Raw genomic sequence first — 13,951 nt, 5'->3', positions numbered from 1 at the left:
GTCGCTCATGGCGCTGCAACCGGCACGGATGTCGGTTGTCACCGTGCCGGCGTGATGCACAAACCTGCGAATCTCCACGCACTTTCGTTAAACTCACGCCTTCGTATTCGCGCGCCGGTGATCGGCGTGCGCAGAATCAGCTGACTCCGAGGACTGTTCCGTGAAGTACATCTCCACCCGTGGCCATGCCGGCCAGCCCGCCAATCCGGAATTCTGCGACATCCTGCTCGGCGGCCTCGCCCCCGACGGCGGTCTCTACCTGCCGGAGTCCTATCCGCTGATCGGCCGGGAAGAACTCGACGCCTGGCGCTCGCTGTCCTACGCGGAGCTTGCCTTTGCGATTCTGTCGAAGTTCATCACCGACATTCCCGCCGCAGACCTGAAGGCGATCTGCGACAAGACCTACACCGCAGCGGTGTACTGCCACGTACGCCCCGGAGACAACGCGGCCGACATCACGCCGGTGCGCTGGCTCGAAGACGGCAAGCTGGGTCTGCTGGAGCTGTCGAATGGCCCCACGCTGGCTTTCAAGGACATGGCCATGCAGCTGCTCGGCAACCTGTTCGAGTACGTGCTGGCCAAGCGCGGGGAGAGCATCAACATTCTTGGCGCGACCTCGGGCGACACTGGCTCTGCGGCCGAATACGCGATGCGCGGCAAACAGGGCGTGCGGGTGTTCATGCTGTCGCCGCATGGCAAGATGAGCGCTTTCCAGCGTGCGCAGATGTACTCGCTGCAGGACGACAACATTTTCAATATTGCCGTTACCGGCATGTTCGATGACGCGCAGGACATCGTGAAGGCGGTCTCCAACGATCACGCCTTCAAGGCGAAGCACAGGATCGGCGCGGTGAACTCGATCAACTGGGCGCGCGTTGCAGCCCAGATCGTGTACTACTTCAAGGGCTACTTCGAGGCCACGAAGTCGAACGACGAGCAGGTCGCGTTCTGCGTGCCCTCGGGCAACTTCGGCAACATCTGCGCCGGCCATATCGCACGACAGATGGGCCTGCCGGTGGCAAAGCTGATTCTCGCCACCAACGAGAACAACGTGCTCGACGAGTTCTTCCGTACCGGCGTGTATCGCCCGCGCAAGACCGCCGAGACCAGCGTGACCTCGAGCCCGTCGATGGATATCTCGAAGGCGTCCAACTTCGAGCGCTTCGTGTTCGACCTCGTCGGCCGCGACCCGAAGAAAGTGGCCGAACTGTGGGCGGAGGTCGATGCCGGCCGGCCTTTCGATCTCACCACCACGCCGTGGTTTGCCCGTCTGGACGACTTTGCCTTTGTGTCGGGCAGCAGCAGTCACGCCGACCGTCTGGAGACCATCCGCAGCATCTACGAAACCTACGGCGTGATGATCGACACCCACACCGCCGATGGCGTCAAGGTGGCGCGGGAACTCGCAGCCGAAGTCCCGGCGGGTGTGCCCCTGCTGGTGCTGGAAACGGCGCTGCCGGTGAAGTTTGCCGAAACCATCCGCGAAGCGCTCGGGCGCGACCCCGAGGTGCCGGCTGATCTGCAGGGGCTCGAGACCCTGCCTCAGCGCGTCGAAGTGATGGCGCCCGACGGCGAGCAGATCAAGCGCTTCATCGCTGAGCGGGTCTGAGACAGGGTGTCTGGCAGGCGCTTGCTGATGCAGCGCCTGCGGTTTTAGGGCTTTTGATGACTTCGGTTGGAGTTGTCATCATCATCGCGTTAAACTCATTAAAACAGCCATGTAGACAGGCATGACTGCACCTCCTTGGTGCGCCGTGAATGTTCCTTGCATGAATTTCGTGAATAACGTAGTCAACCGGTGGTCAGATGAGTGGTGTCAGTGCCGAGCCCGCTGCGGTGCAGCCGGGTGCAACCCATAGCGATGCCCGGATGCTCGCTCATGAGGTGATCGAGTTTCTGATCGTTCACGCTCTTCATCCCAGCCCGATCAACTACGCCGTCGCCTACGAGTACCGGATGGGGGGCGACGCCGCGCTGAATGCTCGCATCGACACCCATCTGGCGGCGGACAAGCGACTCGACGATCTGCTGATGCGCGAGCTCTACGACGAGCATCTCGCGATCGAACAGTTCCGCAACCTGCGCGGTCTGGGCGGGAGCCTGCAGGAACTGGTCGACGGGCTGATCGGCGATATCAGCGAAGCAGGGGAGCACGCTTCGGGCTTTCACTCCACGGTGGAAAACAACATCAGCCTGTTGAAGCGCAGGAACGACAGCGAGGCGGTGACCGCGATTGCCTCGGACCTGCTGGCGGCCACTGCCAAGGTGCATACAAGTAACGCAACCCTGAAGGCGCGTCTCGACTCCGCCGATCAGGAAGCACGCAAGCTGCGCGACGAGCTTGAGCGCCATCGGCGCGAGGCGCTCAGCGATCCCCTGACCGGCCTGCTCAACCGCCGCGGCATGGAGTATCACCTCGACGAGTTGGCGGTTTCCGGTGCGCGCGAGCCGCTCTCGGTGGTCGTCCTCGATATCGATCATTTCAAGCGCATTAACGATACCTACGGCCATGCGGTCGGCGATGTCGTGATTCGCCATGTTGCCAAGGTGATGCGGACCGCGGTTTGCGCAGAGGATGTGACGGTGCGCTTCGGTGGCGAGGAGTTCGTCATCCTGATGCCGCGACGCAGTCTTGAAGAGGCGGAAGCGCTGGCTGAATCGATACGGATCAAGGTCGAGCGCCTGCGCCTCATCCGGCGTCAGGACAAACTCGCGCTCGATCCATTCACGGTTTCGCTCGGCGTGGCATCCCGGCACGACGACGAAGCCTTCGACGGCATTTTCGAGCGCGCCGACAAGGCGCTGTATGCCGCCAAGAACAGTGGTCGCAACCGCGTGCTGACCGAGCTTGCGCTGGATTGACGATGCGGGTGGTCGCGAACACTGTGCGTGGCTATTGACGTTATCCGGTGCTGCTTCTACAATCCGGCCTCTTTCGCGAAGGGCGGTTAGCTCAGCGGTAGAGCACTGCCTTCACACGGCAGGGGTCACTGGTTCGATCCCAGTACCGCCCACCAACGGTGGGAACTCGTAGCGAAAGCCGGCAGAGGGATTGATCCCCGCTGACCGGGCGGTTAGCTCAGCGGTAGAGCACTGCCTTCACACGGCAGGGGTCACTGGTTCGATCCCAGTACCGCCCACCAGATACCAACCCCGACGTCGTCTCGACGGCGGGGTTTTTTATTTTCAGACTGTGGCGACGTCCTTGCACCGAGCTTGTCCGCGCCCAATGCCAAGGGATATTCGATGACTGCTCACGTTCGCACCCGCTTCGCGCCAAGCCCCACGGGTTATCTGCATATCGGCGGCGCCCGCACCGCCCTGTTCTCGTGGGCCTATGCCCGTCACCACAAGGGTGATTTCGTGCTGCGCATCGAGGACACCGATGTCGCCCGCTCCACGCCCGAGGCGGTGCAGGCCATCCTCGACGGCATGAAGTGGCTGGGGCTCGACGCGGATGAAGGTCCGTTCTACCAGATGCAGCGCATGGACCGATACAAGGAAGTAGTCGGCCAGATGCTTGCTGCCGGCACGGCCTATCACTGCTATACCAGCCCTGAGGAGCTCGACCGGCTGCGTGAGGCTCAGCGCGCACGTGGCGAAAAGCCGCGCTATGACGGCCGCTGGCGTCCCGCGCCGGGCAAGGTGCTGCCGCCGGTGCCGGAAGGTGTGAAGCCGGTTGTGCGCTTCTGCAACCCGGTCGACGGTGTGGTGGCATGGGACGACCTCGTCAAGGGCCGCATCGAGATTGCCAATGCGGAAATGGACGACCTCATCATCGCCCGCCCCGATGGCACGCCGACCTACAACTTCTGCGTGGTTGTGGACGACTGGGACATGGGCATCACCCAGGTGATTCGCGGTGACGATCATGTGAACAACACGCCGCGCCAGATCAACATTCTGAAGGCGCTCGGTGCGCAGGTGCCGCAGTACGCCCACCTGTCGATGATTCTCGGCGACGACGGTACCAAGCTCTCGAAGCGCCATGGCGCAGTGAGCGTGATGCAGTACGACGATGAAGGCTACCTGCCCGAAGCGGTCATCAATTATCTTGCGCGCCTGGGCTGGAGCCACGGCGATAACGAGGTCTTCACCCGCGAGCAGTTCGTCGAGTGGTTCGATCTCGACCACATCACGCCCTCGGCTGCCCAGTTCAACACCGAGAAACTCAACTGGCTCAACGCCCACTACATCAAGCAGGCGGACAACAGCCGTCTGGCTGGGGAAGTGGCGAACCGGCTTGCCCGTCGTGGGGTAGACCCGGAAGCCGGCCCGGCGCTGGATGCCGTTGTGGCGCTGTACAAGGATCGCGCAGCTACCCTCAATGAACTGACGGATTCCGCCGAACTCTTCTGTGCCGATGTACACCCGGCGCCCGAAGTGGTCGGTCAGCATCTCACCGAGACCGCGCGCGCCGCGCTGGCGAGCCTGCGCGCACGTTTCGAGTCGGCTGCATGGGAAAAGGCCGTGCTGAGCCAGGCGATCAAGGACACCATGGCCGAGCATGGACTGAAGATGCCGCAGGTCGCGATTCCGCTGCGGGTGGCCGTTCTCGGCGTCCCGCAGACGCCGTCGATTGACGCGGTGCTCGAGGTGCTGGGCCGCGAGCGCGTGCTGTCGCGCCTGGCGCGTTATGGCTGAGGCCTTGTGTCAGGGAGCTCCCTCAGGGGCGGTCAGGCCTGCGCCTGCCTGCCCGGGGGTGTGAATCCTGACCTGATCGCGCCCGGCATGCTTGGCGTCGTAGAGCGCCTTGTCTGCGCGCTGCAGCGAGGCCTCTGCCGAGCCATCGCGCGTGTTCAGGCTTGCCACCCCGATGCTCACGCTGATCGGTATCAGTGTGCGCTCGAAGCGTGACGGTGAGTTCTTGACGGCTTCGCACAGCCGTTCGGCGAGCTCGCGTGCGCCCTCGATGCCATCGCCCGGCAGCAGGATCGCAAACTCTTCGCCGCCCAGGCGTCCGATCACATCGGTCTTGCGCAAGGTCTGCCGCACGATGTCGACGAAATGCTTCAACACCGCATCCCCCGCCGCGTGGCCGTGAGTGTCGTTGACGTTCTTGAAGTGGTCGAGGTCGGCCATCAGGATCGAGGCCGTGCCGCCCTTGCGTTTAAGGCGGGAGAGTTCGTTATCCAGCCGCTCCAGGAACTGGCGCCGGTTTGATGCGCCGGTCAGCGGGTCGGTCGTGGCAAGTTGCTCGAGTGCTTCCCGTTGTTCCTTCAGCTCGGAAATGTCGCGAAACACCACGACAGCGCCGTCGCGCTGGTTGCCGTCGTCGATCGGTGCGACGGTCACGGCCACCGGAAATGCGGTGCCGTCCGCGCGGATGAACCAGTCCTCGCAGCTTCGGCGCTTGCCATCGAGCAGGGTCTGGAATACCGGGCAGGCTTCGTCCGGATAGGGTGAGCCGTCCGCATAATGGTGGTGAAACAGCCGGTGCTGATTTTCGCCGATGACCTGTGCCGCGGTGTAGCCAAGCATCGTGAGCGCGGCAGGGTTGATGAAGCTCGTCACGCCATTCGGATCCACACCGTAGATGCCTTCGCCGGCCGTGTTCAGCAGCAGGGCATTCTGCTGTGACAAGCGGCTGATTGCGGCGGTCTGCAGATCGAGTTGGCGCTTCCATTCCCGGCGCGACAGGTTCAGCAGCAGCAGCACGATCAACTGCACCAGTGCATAGCCGGCAAACGCATTTCTGAGGGTGATGCTTCGGGCTTTCGTGTGCGCGGCGAGCTCGGTCTCTGCGTTGCGCCAGATCAGGATGCTGCCGGCCGGAGGTCTTGCCGGATTCTGCTTGCCCACGAAATCGAACAGCGGAAAGCGGATGACCTGGTACTGCTTCCGGTCCCAGGTCTGGAGCCTCGACTCCGCCTCGGTCTTGCCACGCTCGATCAGGCCTGCGGCAAGCCAGGCCTCGGCCTCGGGGCGGGATGCCGACAGCAGAAAGCAGCAGTTGCTGCGCTCGGGCGCGCGGGTCGCAGGCTGATAGTGCGACCACATCGCCTGTGTGACACGTTCCGGATTCAGGAGCACTGCGACGCCGATGCCGAGCTTTTCGCTCAGTCGCTTGTGCAGGCCATCAAGGCCGATGCCGACCTCAAGTGTGCCGACATGCTCGCCCGTTTGGCCGGCTTGCGGCGCATCGGCAAGTGCCTCGTGTCGGTGCGCATAGGGCCGGATGACGGGGGCGCCGCCACGTATGCCGGCAAATGCACGACCGATCTCGAAGCCGCTGCGCGGAATACGGTCGTTCTGAATGCTGCGCATCATCGGCCTGAGTTCCATCAGGCTGTCACCGTAGCGTTCCGGTGCATGCAGGCGGAGGAAAGAGCGCAGGTCGGGCGTGAGCAGAAACTGAAGCTGGCGCAGGTCGAACATGCGATGCATGTCCTGCCACTGCAGATCAAGCTTGGCGGTGAGCGCGGCACGCAATTCGACAGCGCGCGCCTCATTGCTTTCACCGCCTGCGCGGAGCAGGTGGTTGGCGTCCCCGAGGATGCGCGCGATCTCGGGATCGGCCGCCATGTTGTAAGCGAGCGCTCGTGCTTCATGCTCAAGCTCGTCCATGGATACTTCGTAGATGCTCTGCATCCGTGCCGCCTGTGTCTCGAGCTGAAGCTTCAGTCGATCGTCATGTTGCTGCAGCGACAGCATCGCGCCACCCGCGAAAAGCGCGGCAAGTGCGGTGCTGGCAATCAGGACGACAAGCTTGTATTGCACGACATTGCAACCGGACGTGAGTCGACAGAAGTCTAGCCCGGTCGGCACGCGTCATTCGTGACGAACGTCAATCATTCGCGCAAACGGTCGTCCACCGGGTGCGGGTTCAGCCGGCGAATTTCTCCGGCCGCAACACGCCCACGTCGGCGACGAAGGCCACCATCGCGTAGTGCCGGAAGTAGCGTGCTTCGACGTGCGTGGTGATGGTGACGGCCGTATTGGCGTCGCACAGCACTTCCATGCGGATGGAGCGGTCGGCATCCCAGGTGCCTGCGCGGTTGCCGTGGCTGCCGCGGCCGCGCACGTCGGCCACGGTGTAGCCGTGCGCGCCGAGGTGCATGACGTCGTCTGCCAGTTTCTCTTCGAGCGCTTTTTCGGTGATCAGGACGACGAGCTTGCAGGGATGGGTATTTGGCATGGTTTCAGCTCCCGTGGATCAGACCGACGATGTAGTGGTAGAGGGGGATGCCCACAAGAATGTTGAAGGGGAAGGTGATGACGAGGGCAGCGGTAATCGACAGCCCAGGATTGGCTTCCGGTACCGCGATTCGCATTGCTGCCGGAGCGGCGATGTAGGATGCGCTCGCAGCCAGCGTGGCCAGGAGCAGGGTGCCGCCCGCAGAGAGCCCGATTGCAGTTCCGACGACGGTGCCGAACACCGCAGAGAGGATCGGCATCACGATGGCGAAGCCGGCGAGAAAAGCCCCGCTGGTGCGCAGCGCACCCGCCTGGGCTGCAGCCACCAGGCCCATCTCGAGCAGGAAGAGGCATAGCGCGCCCTTGAACAGGCCGAAGAAGAAGGGTTCCAGAGGCGCGAGCCCCTTTGGTCCAGCCGCCCAGCCAATGAGCAGGCCGCCGGCGAGCAGCACCATGCTCTTGCCGAGGAAGATCTCATGCAGCAAGGGCCCCCAGCGTACCGAGCCGGTATTGCCACCAAGTCGCGCCAGCAGCACGCCGACCGCGATGCCGGGCATTTCGAGCAAGACCAGGAACAGCGGCAGGTAGGGCTCGTAGGCCAGCTGGCGCGCGCTCAGGTAGTCGATGCCCACGGCAAAGGTGACCACGCTCACCGAGCCGTAGTGGCCGGCGATGGATGCGGCATTGAAGCGGTCGAGACGACCGAGCTTGTGCAGGATGGGAAAGGCGACCAGCGGGATGACGATGCCCAGCGCGATGACAGCCACCGCTTGGGGAAGGACGTCCATCGGTGACTGCTTGGCCAGCTCCATGCCACCCTTGAGGCCGATGGCGAGCAGCAGATAGATGGAGAGTGCTTCATAGAGCTGGGCGGGTAGCTTCAGGTCGGAACGCGCGAGGCGCGCAGCGAAACCCAGTACGAAGAAAAGTGCGATGGCGTCCATGATAGGGCGGTTCCAGTGGATTGGATTTCAGTCGTCGGTGGCTGATTGGCGCACAGGACGCAGTATAAAACGTGCGGGATCCACCGCCGCGATAAGGTCATTCTCCACCGGTGCGGGCTCTCCGCAAATAAGGGAAGCCATCAACTCCCCCGCCAGCGCCGCCCACACAAGGCCGCGGGCGCCGAAGCCGGAAAGCGCGTACAGCCCGGGGTGGCGTGGTATTTCCGGGAGTGGGGTACGCGGTGCGATGCTGCTGACGGACGGGATCGCGCCGACCATGGGCAGGCGGTCGGGCGATGCCGGGCGAAATCCCACGCGCCCGCGCAGTGCGGTCGGGCCGAGCCGGGTGGTGTAGCCGGGGAGCATGGCCTCGAGCTTCGCGATGTTCTCGTGGTGATCGCGTTCGCGCAGGTCCGGGTCGTCGTCCCCGACGTCGAAGGTCGCACCGGCGCAGCGCAGGCCGTCCACTTCGGGGCTGACATAGCCCATGCGGCACATCACGACCCGGGGGGCGCTGCCGGCAGCGGCGTCGAGCAGGCTCACCTGACCGCGGGCGCTGACCATTGGCAGCGTCCCGGCCAGCGGAAAATCGCGCAGTCCCGTTCCTGCGGCCATGATCAGGACAGGCGCTGCCGCAATGACCTGTCCGGCTGCATCGAGTGCCCGCCATTCGTCCGCAACACGTTCGATCTGGGCGACCGGGCAAGCGAAGTGGGTGCGGATCCGGCTGGGGTGTGCGGCCAGATTGGCTGCGCACAGGGTCGGGGGCTGCACCCAGCCGCTATCGGAGAACCACCAGCCACCCAGCGGTACGGGCCAGCCCCCGATGCGTTCAGCTTCGTCCGCATCGACGAAACGCAGCACTGACGGGGGCAGGGCGAGGCGCTCGACCACCGCCCGCATCTTGTCCTGCTGCGCAGCGTCGCGTGCCAGGTGCAGCACGCCGCAGTCCTCGGCCCGGACGTTGATGCCGCGTGCCCGCAGGCGGCGGATGTGGCGCCAGCCGTAGAGGGTACCGGCGCGCGTCAGCCTGCTCATCCGGTTGTCGTCAAGGCTGGGAAGCGGCCGCAGCACGCCGGCGTGGTTGCCCGAGGCGCCATGACCGGGGCGGTCGGCCACATCAATGACCTCCACTGACCAGCCTCGTGCGGCAAGCCGCTCCGCCGCCGAACTGCCGGCAACGCCGGCGCCGATCACGATGGCGCGGCGCGCGGCTTGCGGTGCATCCGATTCACGAAGCAGGGGCTTCTCTTCCACCTGCCCGCCGCGGGGTCCGAGGTGACGGCCGCGCAGCATCTGACGCTTGCCGGCAAAGCCGGGCGCCTTTTCCACTTCGAAGCCGGCGCGCCGCAGGCCTTCGCGCACTTCGCCGGCAACCGACCAGGTCGCCAGCGTTGCGCCCGGGGCCGCCATCCGGCCCAGCAGGTGAAAGACCTTCTGCGACCACAGGTCCGGATTGCGCGCAGGTGAGAAACCGTCGAGCAGGAATGCATCTGCACGGGCGTCGAGCTGCGCCAGTCCGTCCCGCGCATCGCCGAAATACAGGGTGAGAAACACCTGGTCCTTGTCCAGATGCAGTCGGTGCACACCCGGTGTCAGGCTGGGCCAGGCCGCCTGGAGTTCTGCCGCGAGCGGTGCAAACTCGGGCCAGCGCGCATGCAGCGCGGCGAGGTCTTCGACCGCGAACGGGTGCAGCTCGCAGGAGACGAAATGCAGGGTTGCAGCGCGCTCGGGGTCGGCGCGCCATGCTGCCCAGGTCGCGAGAAAATTCAGCCCGAGCCCGAAGCCAGTCTCGACAATGACGAAGCGGTCGCGCCCGCGCCAGCGCCCCGGAAGCCCGTTGCCACCGAGAAACACGTGCTCGGCCTGTCCGATCGCACCTGCTGCGGAGTGATAGACGTCATCGAAGGTGTCGGAGTAGGGCGTGCCGTCGTCGGCAAGCGTGTAGGTGGCGGGCTGGATTGGCATGGCGTGCTTGTGCTGAGTCTTGAAAATGGGGGGCGAAGCGACCCGCCCGCAATCTTATCCTTTTGGGGGCCGACAGACCCGTCAAAGCCGGGCGCGAGGCGCCAGCTTTGATCCTGACTCGTTCTTATGGAATACTGAACGCGTGCTGGCCGACGATGTTCGTTGGTACGCCAAAAGTTATATTTCCGCGCCGATTTTCCCGGGTGCGCTGCGGCGTGGATAGTGGAGTATTTGGATTTGATCAGGCGTATCGACAAGACTTCGGGGCGGTGGCGGCTGGCGGTCGCGAATGCACCGACACGTTGCGTGGTCGCCAGCGCTGTCCTGGTCGGCGTACTGGCGGCGGTCATCGTCAGCATTGCGCTCAGGCAAGGGGTGACGAATGCCTCGATGGCGCTGGCCATCGGCGCGATGACCATTGCGCTGGGCATTGCGCTGGTGGCGCTGCTGGCCATGCGCCGATCCCTCAGCGCACAGGCGCTGCTGATGGCCGGCGCTCACGACGGCATTTTCGAATGGAACCCGCTGACCAAGGAGCTGAAGGTCGGCTTGCGCCTGCTTGCCATACTCGGCTACGCGGACAACTTTCTGCAGGATACGCATGCCTGGCTGAAGATCGTCCATCCCGACGATCGTGAGCGCTACAACCGGACGGTGGCCGCGCATCTGAAGGGGCTGACGGACCATTTCTACTGCGAGTACAGGGTCAGGGCCCACAACGGCGAGTATCGCTGGCTGGCGGCGCGGGGCATCGCCTTGCGCAACCGGCAGGGCAAGGCTTCGCAGATGGCCGGCTCGGTGACCGACATCACCGAGCGGATCGAGCGCGAACAGCAGATCCGTGACCTCGCGCTCAATGATCAGCTGACAGGACTGCCCAATCGGCGCAGCCTGATGGAGCGGTTGCCGACGGCCATCGAGACGGCAAGACGGTGCGGCACCCAGCTCGCCGTACTGTTCATTGACCTCGACCGCTTCAAGAACGTCAACGATGCACGCGGTCACCTGTTCGGCGACGCGCTGCTGGTGGCGATCACGCGGCGGCTGCCCGGTGCATTGCGCGCATACGACCTGCTGATGCGACAGGGCGGAGACGAGCTGGTAGTGGTGCTGACCAGCCTGGGCAGTCCGGCCGAGGCTGCACTGGTTGCCGAACGTCTGCTCGAGCTGGTGGCGGATCCTGTGGTCATCGATGATTCCGACATCCGCATCACCGGCAGCATCGGGGTAGCGATGTTCCCCGCCGACGGCGAGGATGCCGATGCGCTGCTGCGTTGCGCCGATATGGCCATGTATGCGGCCAAGGCCAGCGGCGGCAATGAAGTGCGGTTCTTCGAAGGAGAGATGCAGGCGCGCGTCAGTGCGCGGGCCAGCATGGAGAGCCGGCTGCGGATCGCGATCGAGAATGGCGACCTCGTGCTGCACTATCAGCCGCAGTGCCGCTTTGCAGACGGCAAGCTGGTTGGCGCCGAGGCCCTGGTGCGCTGGCAGGATGGTGCGCACATGATCCGGCCCGACCAGTTCATCGGTCTGGCCGAGGAGACCGGTCTGATCGTGCCGCTCGGTCGATGGGTCATCGACAGTGCGGTCGAGCAATTGGCCCGGTGGCAATCGAGTTGCGTCGATACGCTTCGCGTGTCGATCAATCTGTCGCCTCGCCAATTCCTGCGCCATTCGGTCGAGATGGACGTGCTCGCCGCGATCGCCCGGCACGGTGTGCTGGCATCGAGGGTCGAACTCGAGGTCACCGAGTCGGTGCTGTTCAACCCTGAGGGGGCCGCGCTGCGGATGCTCAACAACCTGCGCGAGGCGGGCTGCCGGGTGGCCCTCGATGATTTCGGCACCGGCTATTCTTCGCTGTCCTACCTCCAGTCGCTCGACCTCGACTGTCTCAAGATCGACAAGTCCTTCGTCGCCAACCTGGCCGGGCCGGCAGGTTCGCACGGCGCGCGCGGCAGCACGGCCATTGTCAGCGCGATGATCGTACTGGGACGGCGCCTGGGGTACGAGGTCGTGGCCGAGGGGGTCGAGACCGTGGAACAGTTCAACTGGCTGAAGGCGACCGGGTGCGAGCTCTGTCAGGGCTACTTTTTCAGCCGCCCCTTGCCGGCCGCCGAGTTCGAAAGCGGCTTCCTGACCCTGCGCGCGGGTTCGAGTTCGAACGCGGCGCCCGCAAGGGCGTTTTGACGGCGTCGGATGGGGCGCTAGTGCAGCACTGCGTTTCACCCGATGCGAATGTCGGCGCATGCCGCGCAAGCAAGGACGTCATGTCGGATTGCACACAATCGCACCTCGCCCGGGGCCGCGTGTCGTGCCTCATTCTCGTGATGGTGCGACGAACCTCCGAGGGGTAGGACACGGCGCGCATTGGGGCGCTTGGCGGAATCTCGGGACGGGTCCGCAGGGAGGCGGTCGGTGCGCAAGGGGTGGTCGGGCGACGGGCACCGCTCTTGCTTCGCATGCCTTCTCGATTGAAGGCATGCGCCATGGACTCACACCTCGACTGGTCCGCCTACGAAGGCGGTGACGACAATTTCGGCTTCGGTTTCGGTTTCGGCGAGTCGTCCGGCCCGCCGCCGACGGCCGGTGATGGCTTTGCCAAGGCGGTCGGGGTCTGCGCCGGCAAACGGCATTGTCTTTCCCTCGATCCCGGCGTCATGTGCCCGAGTTACCGGGTCACGCAGGATGAGCGGCACTCCACCCGCCACCGTGCGGAGACCCTGGCGGCTGCGCTCGACGGCCGTCTGGGTGAGCAGCCCTTCGCGGGAAGCGAACTCGCCGAGGCGCTGGACCTGTGTGTCGGCTGCAAGGGGTGCAAGCGTGAGTGTCCGAACGGCGTGGACATGGCCTTGCTCAAGACGGAGGCGCGCGCTCGGCGCTGGGCCGGCACGGCTGCGCCCCCTTTACGCGAACGCCTGTTTGCCCGCCTGCCCAGGCTTGCACCGGCACTGTCGAAGTGGCGAGGTCTCTTGCGTTTGCGCGATCGCCTGCCTGGCATTGCATGGCTTGGCGAAGCCGCGCTGGGCCTGTCGGCCAGGCGCACCATTCCTTTGCCGGCGAAGCGGAGCTTTCTATCAGCGGTGTCGGCCGATCGCCTTGGCGAGGGGAGCGCCGGAGAAGTCGTGCTGCTGGTCGATACCTTCAGCAACCACTTTCACCCCGAGATCGCGCACGCGGCGCTGGATGTTCTCGTCGCGGGTGGCTACCGCGTGCATCTTGCCCGCAGTTCGGTGCCCGGACGTCCCCTTTGCTGTGGCCGCAGCTACCTGTCGGGCGGGCTGGTCGAGGAGGCTCGCGAGGAAGCCGGGCGTACACTGGCGGCGTTGTTGCCGTATGCCGCACGTGGCCTGCCCGTGATCGGGCTGGAGCCCTCCTGTCTGCTCATGTTACGCGATGAATACCATGCACTGGGGCTGGGCGAGGCCGTCGCCCAAGTGGCAAGCGTGGCGATGCTGCTGGAGGAGTTTCTCGCGCGGGAAATTGACGGTGGCCGTCTGAACCTGCCGCTCAATGCAATGGACGCCAGCGAGGTGCTTGTCCATGGACACTGTCACCAGAAAGCGTTTGGCCTCATGCCCGCGATGCGGAAAGTGCTGGATCGGGTGCCGGGACTCAAGGCGGACTTCATCGAGTCCAGTTGCTGCGGCATGGGCGGCAGTTTCGGCTACGAGGCCGAACATCACGACGTTTCGATGGCCATGGCCGAGCTCGACCTGTTGCCGGCAGTGCGCAGCGCGCCAGCCGAGGTCGTCATCGTGGCCAATGGTACGAGCTGCCGGCAGCAGATCATGGAAGGCGCGCAGCGACCGGCTTTGCACATGGCCCAGATCCTGCAGCGTGCATTGGCTATACGGGTGGAACGCGCCATCGAGCGGTAAAGCGGCGAGCCGTGCGGCACGATG

General features: G+C 64.6%; 9 protein-coding genes and 2 tRNA genes. 7 read left to right on the top strand and 4 right to left on the bottom strand.

Annotation, left to right across the window (positions count from 1 at the left end):
- The first annotated feature begins 160 nt into the window (after window positions 1-160).
- From thrC to gltX, 5 genes are all read left to right on the top strand, one after another.
- On the top strand, window positions 161-1,609 hold the full coding sequence (gene thrC, locus CEW83_RS05835; RefSeq protein WP_108948500.1) for a threonine synthase: 1,449 nt from the start codon (window positions 161-163) through the stop codon (window positions 1,607-1,609).
- Between the two features lie 197 nt (window positions 1,610-1,806).
- Window positions 1,807-2,862, top strand: coding sequence for a sensor domain-containing diguanylate cyclase (locus CEW83_RS05830; RefSeq protein ID WP_108948499.1), 1,056 nt, complete (start codon window positions 1,807-1,809; stop codon window positions 2,860-2,862).
- 80 nt (window positions 2,863-2,942) lie between these two features.
- Window positions 2,943-3,017: transfer RNA gene (locus CEW83_RS05825), tRNA-Val, on the top strand.
- 51 nt (window positions 3,018-3,068) lie between these two features.
- Window positions 3,069-3,143, top strand: a tRNA-Val gene (locus tag CEW83_RS05820).
- A 103-nt stretch (window positions 3,144-3,246) separates the two neighbouring features.
- The gene (gene gltX / locus CEW83_RS05815) at window positions 3,247-4,644 is read left to right on the top strand and encodes a glutamate--tRNA ligase (protein ID WP_108948498.1); all 1,398 of its coding nucleotides are present in this window, start codon (window positions 3,247-3,249) and stop codon (window positions 4,642-4,644) included.
- 9 nt (window positions 4,645-4,653) lie between these two features.
- Here the strand turns inward: gltX and CEW83_RS05810 are convergent, their stop codons facing one another.
- The 4 genes from CEW83_RS05810 to mnmC form a co-directional block, all read right to left on the bottom strand.
- On the bottom strand, window positions 4,654-6,720 hold the full coding sequence (locus CEW83_RS05810) for a diguanylate cyclase (RefSeq protein ID WP_108948497.1): 2,067 nt from the start codon (window positions 6,718-6,720) through the stop codon (window positions 4,654-4,656).
- A 106-nt stretch (window positions 6,721-6,826) separates the two neighbouring features.
- Window positions 6,827-7,138, bottom strand: coding sequence for a P-II family nitrogen regulator (locus CEW83_RS05805; protein ID WP_108948496.1), 312 nt, complete (start codon window positions 7,136-7,138; stop codon window positions 6,827-6,829).
- A gap of 4 nt (window positions 7,139-7,142) precedes the next feature.
- On the bottom strand, window positions 7,143-8,081 hold the full coding sequence (locus CEW83_RS05800; RefSeq protein ID WP_108948495.1) for a sodium-dependent bicarbonate transport family permease: 939 nt from the start codon (window positions 8,079-8,081) through the stop codon (window positions 7,143-7,145).
- Between the two features lie 27 nt (window positions 8,082-8,108).
- Complete coding sequence (gene mnmC / locus CEW83_RS05795; protein WP_108948494.1) at window positions 8,109-10,049, bottom strand: bifunctional tRNA (5-methylaminomethyl-2-thiouridine)(34)-methyltransferase MnmD/FAD-dependent 5-carboxymethylaminomethyl-2-thiouridine(34) oxidoreductase MnmC; 1,941 nt, start codon at window positions 10,047-10,049, stop codon at window positions 8,109-8,111.
- A 237-nt stretch (window positions 10,050-10,286) separates the two neighbouring features.
- On the opposite strand from mnmC, the gene CEW83_RS05790 reads away from it, so the two are divergent.
- Together CEW83_RS05790 and CEW83_RS05785 are read left to right on the top strand one after the other, a co-directional pair.
- A complete protein-coding gene (locus CEW83_RS05790) occupies window positions 10,287-12,236 on the top strand; it encodes a putative bifunctional diguanylate cyclase/phosphodiesterase (RefSeq protein WP_234419004.1) in 1,950 nt (649 codons plus the stop codon).
- A gap of 299 nt (window positions 12,237-12,535) precedes the next feature.
- Entirely contained in the window at window positions 12,536-13,927 is a 1,392-nt protein-coding gene (locus CEW83_RS05785) for a (Fe-S)-binding protein (RefSeq protein ID WP_108948493.1), read from the top strand.
- Window positions 13,928-13,951 lie beyond the last annotated feature (24 nt).

It is taken from the genome of Parazoarcus communis, from assembly GCF_003111645.1.
Lineage (GTDB): Bacteria > Pseudomonadota > Gammaproteobacteria > Burkholderiales > Rhodocyclaceae > Parazoarcus > Parazoarcus communis_A.
This window is presented reverse-complemented; position numbering and strand designations above follow the sequence as displayed.

Bases quoted from the DNA above. Each gene is read 5' to 3' on its own strand.
- CEW83_RS05830 (WP_108948499.1), top strand. From the start codon at position 1,807: ATGAGTGGTGTCAGTGCCGAGCCCGCTGCGGTGCAGCCGGGTGCAACC.
- gltX (WP_108948498.1), top strand. From the start codon at position 3,247: ATGACTGCTCACGTTCGCACCCGCTTCGCGCCAAGCCCCACGGGTTAT.
- CEW83_RS05805 (WP_108948496.1), bottom strand. From the start codon at position 7,138: ATGCCAAATACCCATCCCTGCAAGCTCGTCGTCCTGATCACCGAAAAA.
- CEW83_RS05800 (WP_108948495.1), bottom strand. From the start codon at position 8,081: ATGGACGCCATCGCACTTTTCTTCGTACTGGGTTTCGCTGCGCGCCTC.
- mnmC (WP_108948494.1), bottom strand. From the start codon at position 10,049: ATGCCAATCCAGCCCGCCACCTACACGCTTGCCGACGACGGCACGCCC.
- CEW83_RS05785 (WP_108948493.1), top strand. From the start codon at position 12,536: ATGGACTCACACCTCGACTGGTCCGCCTACGAAGGCGGTGACGACAAT.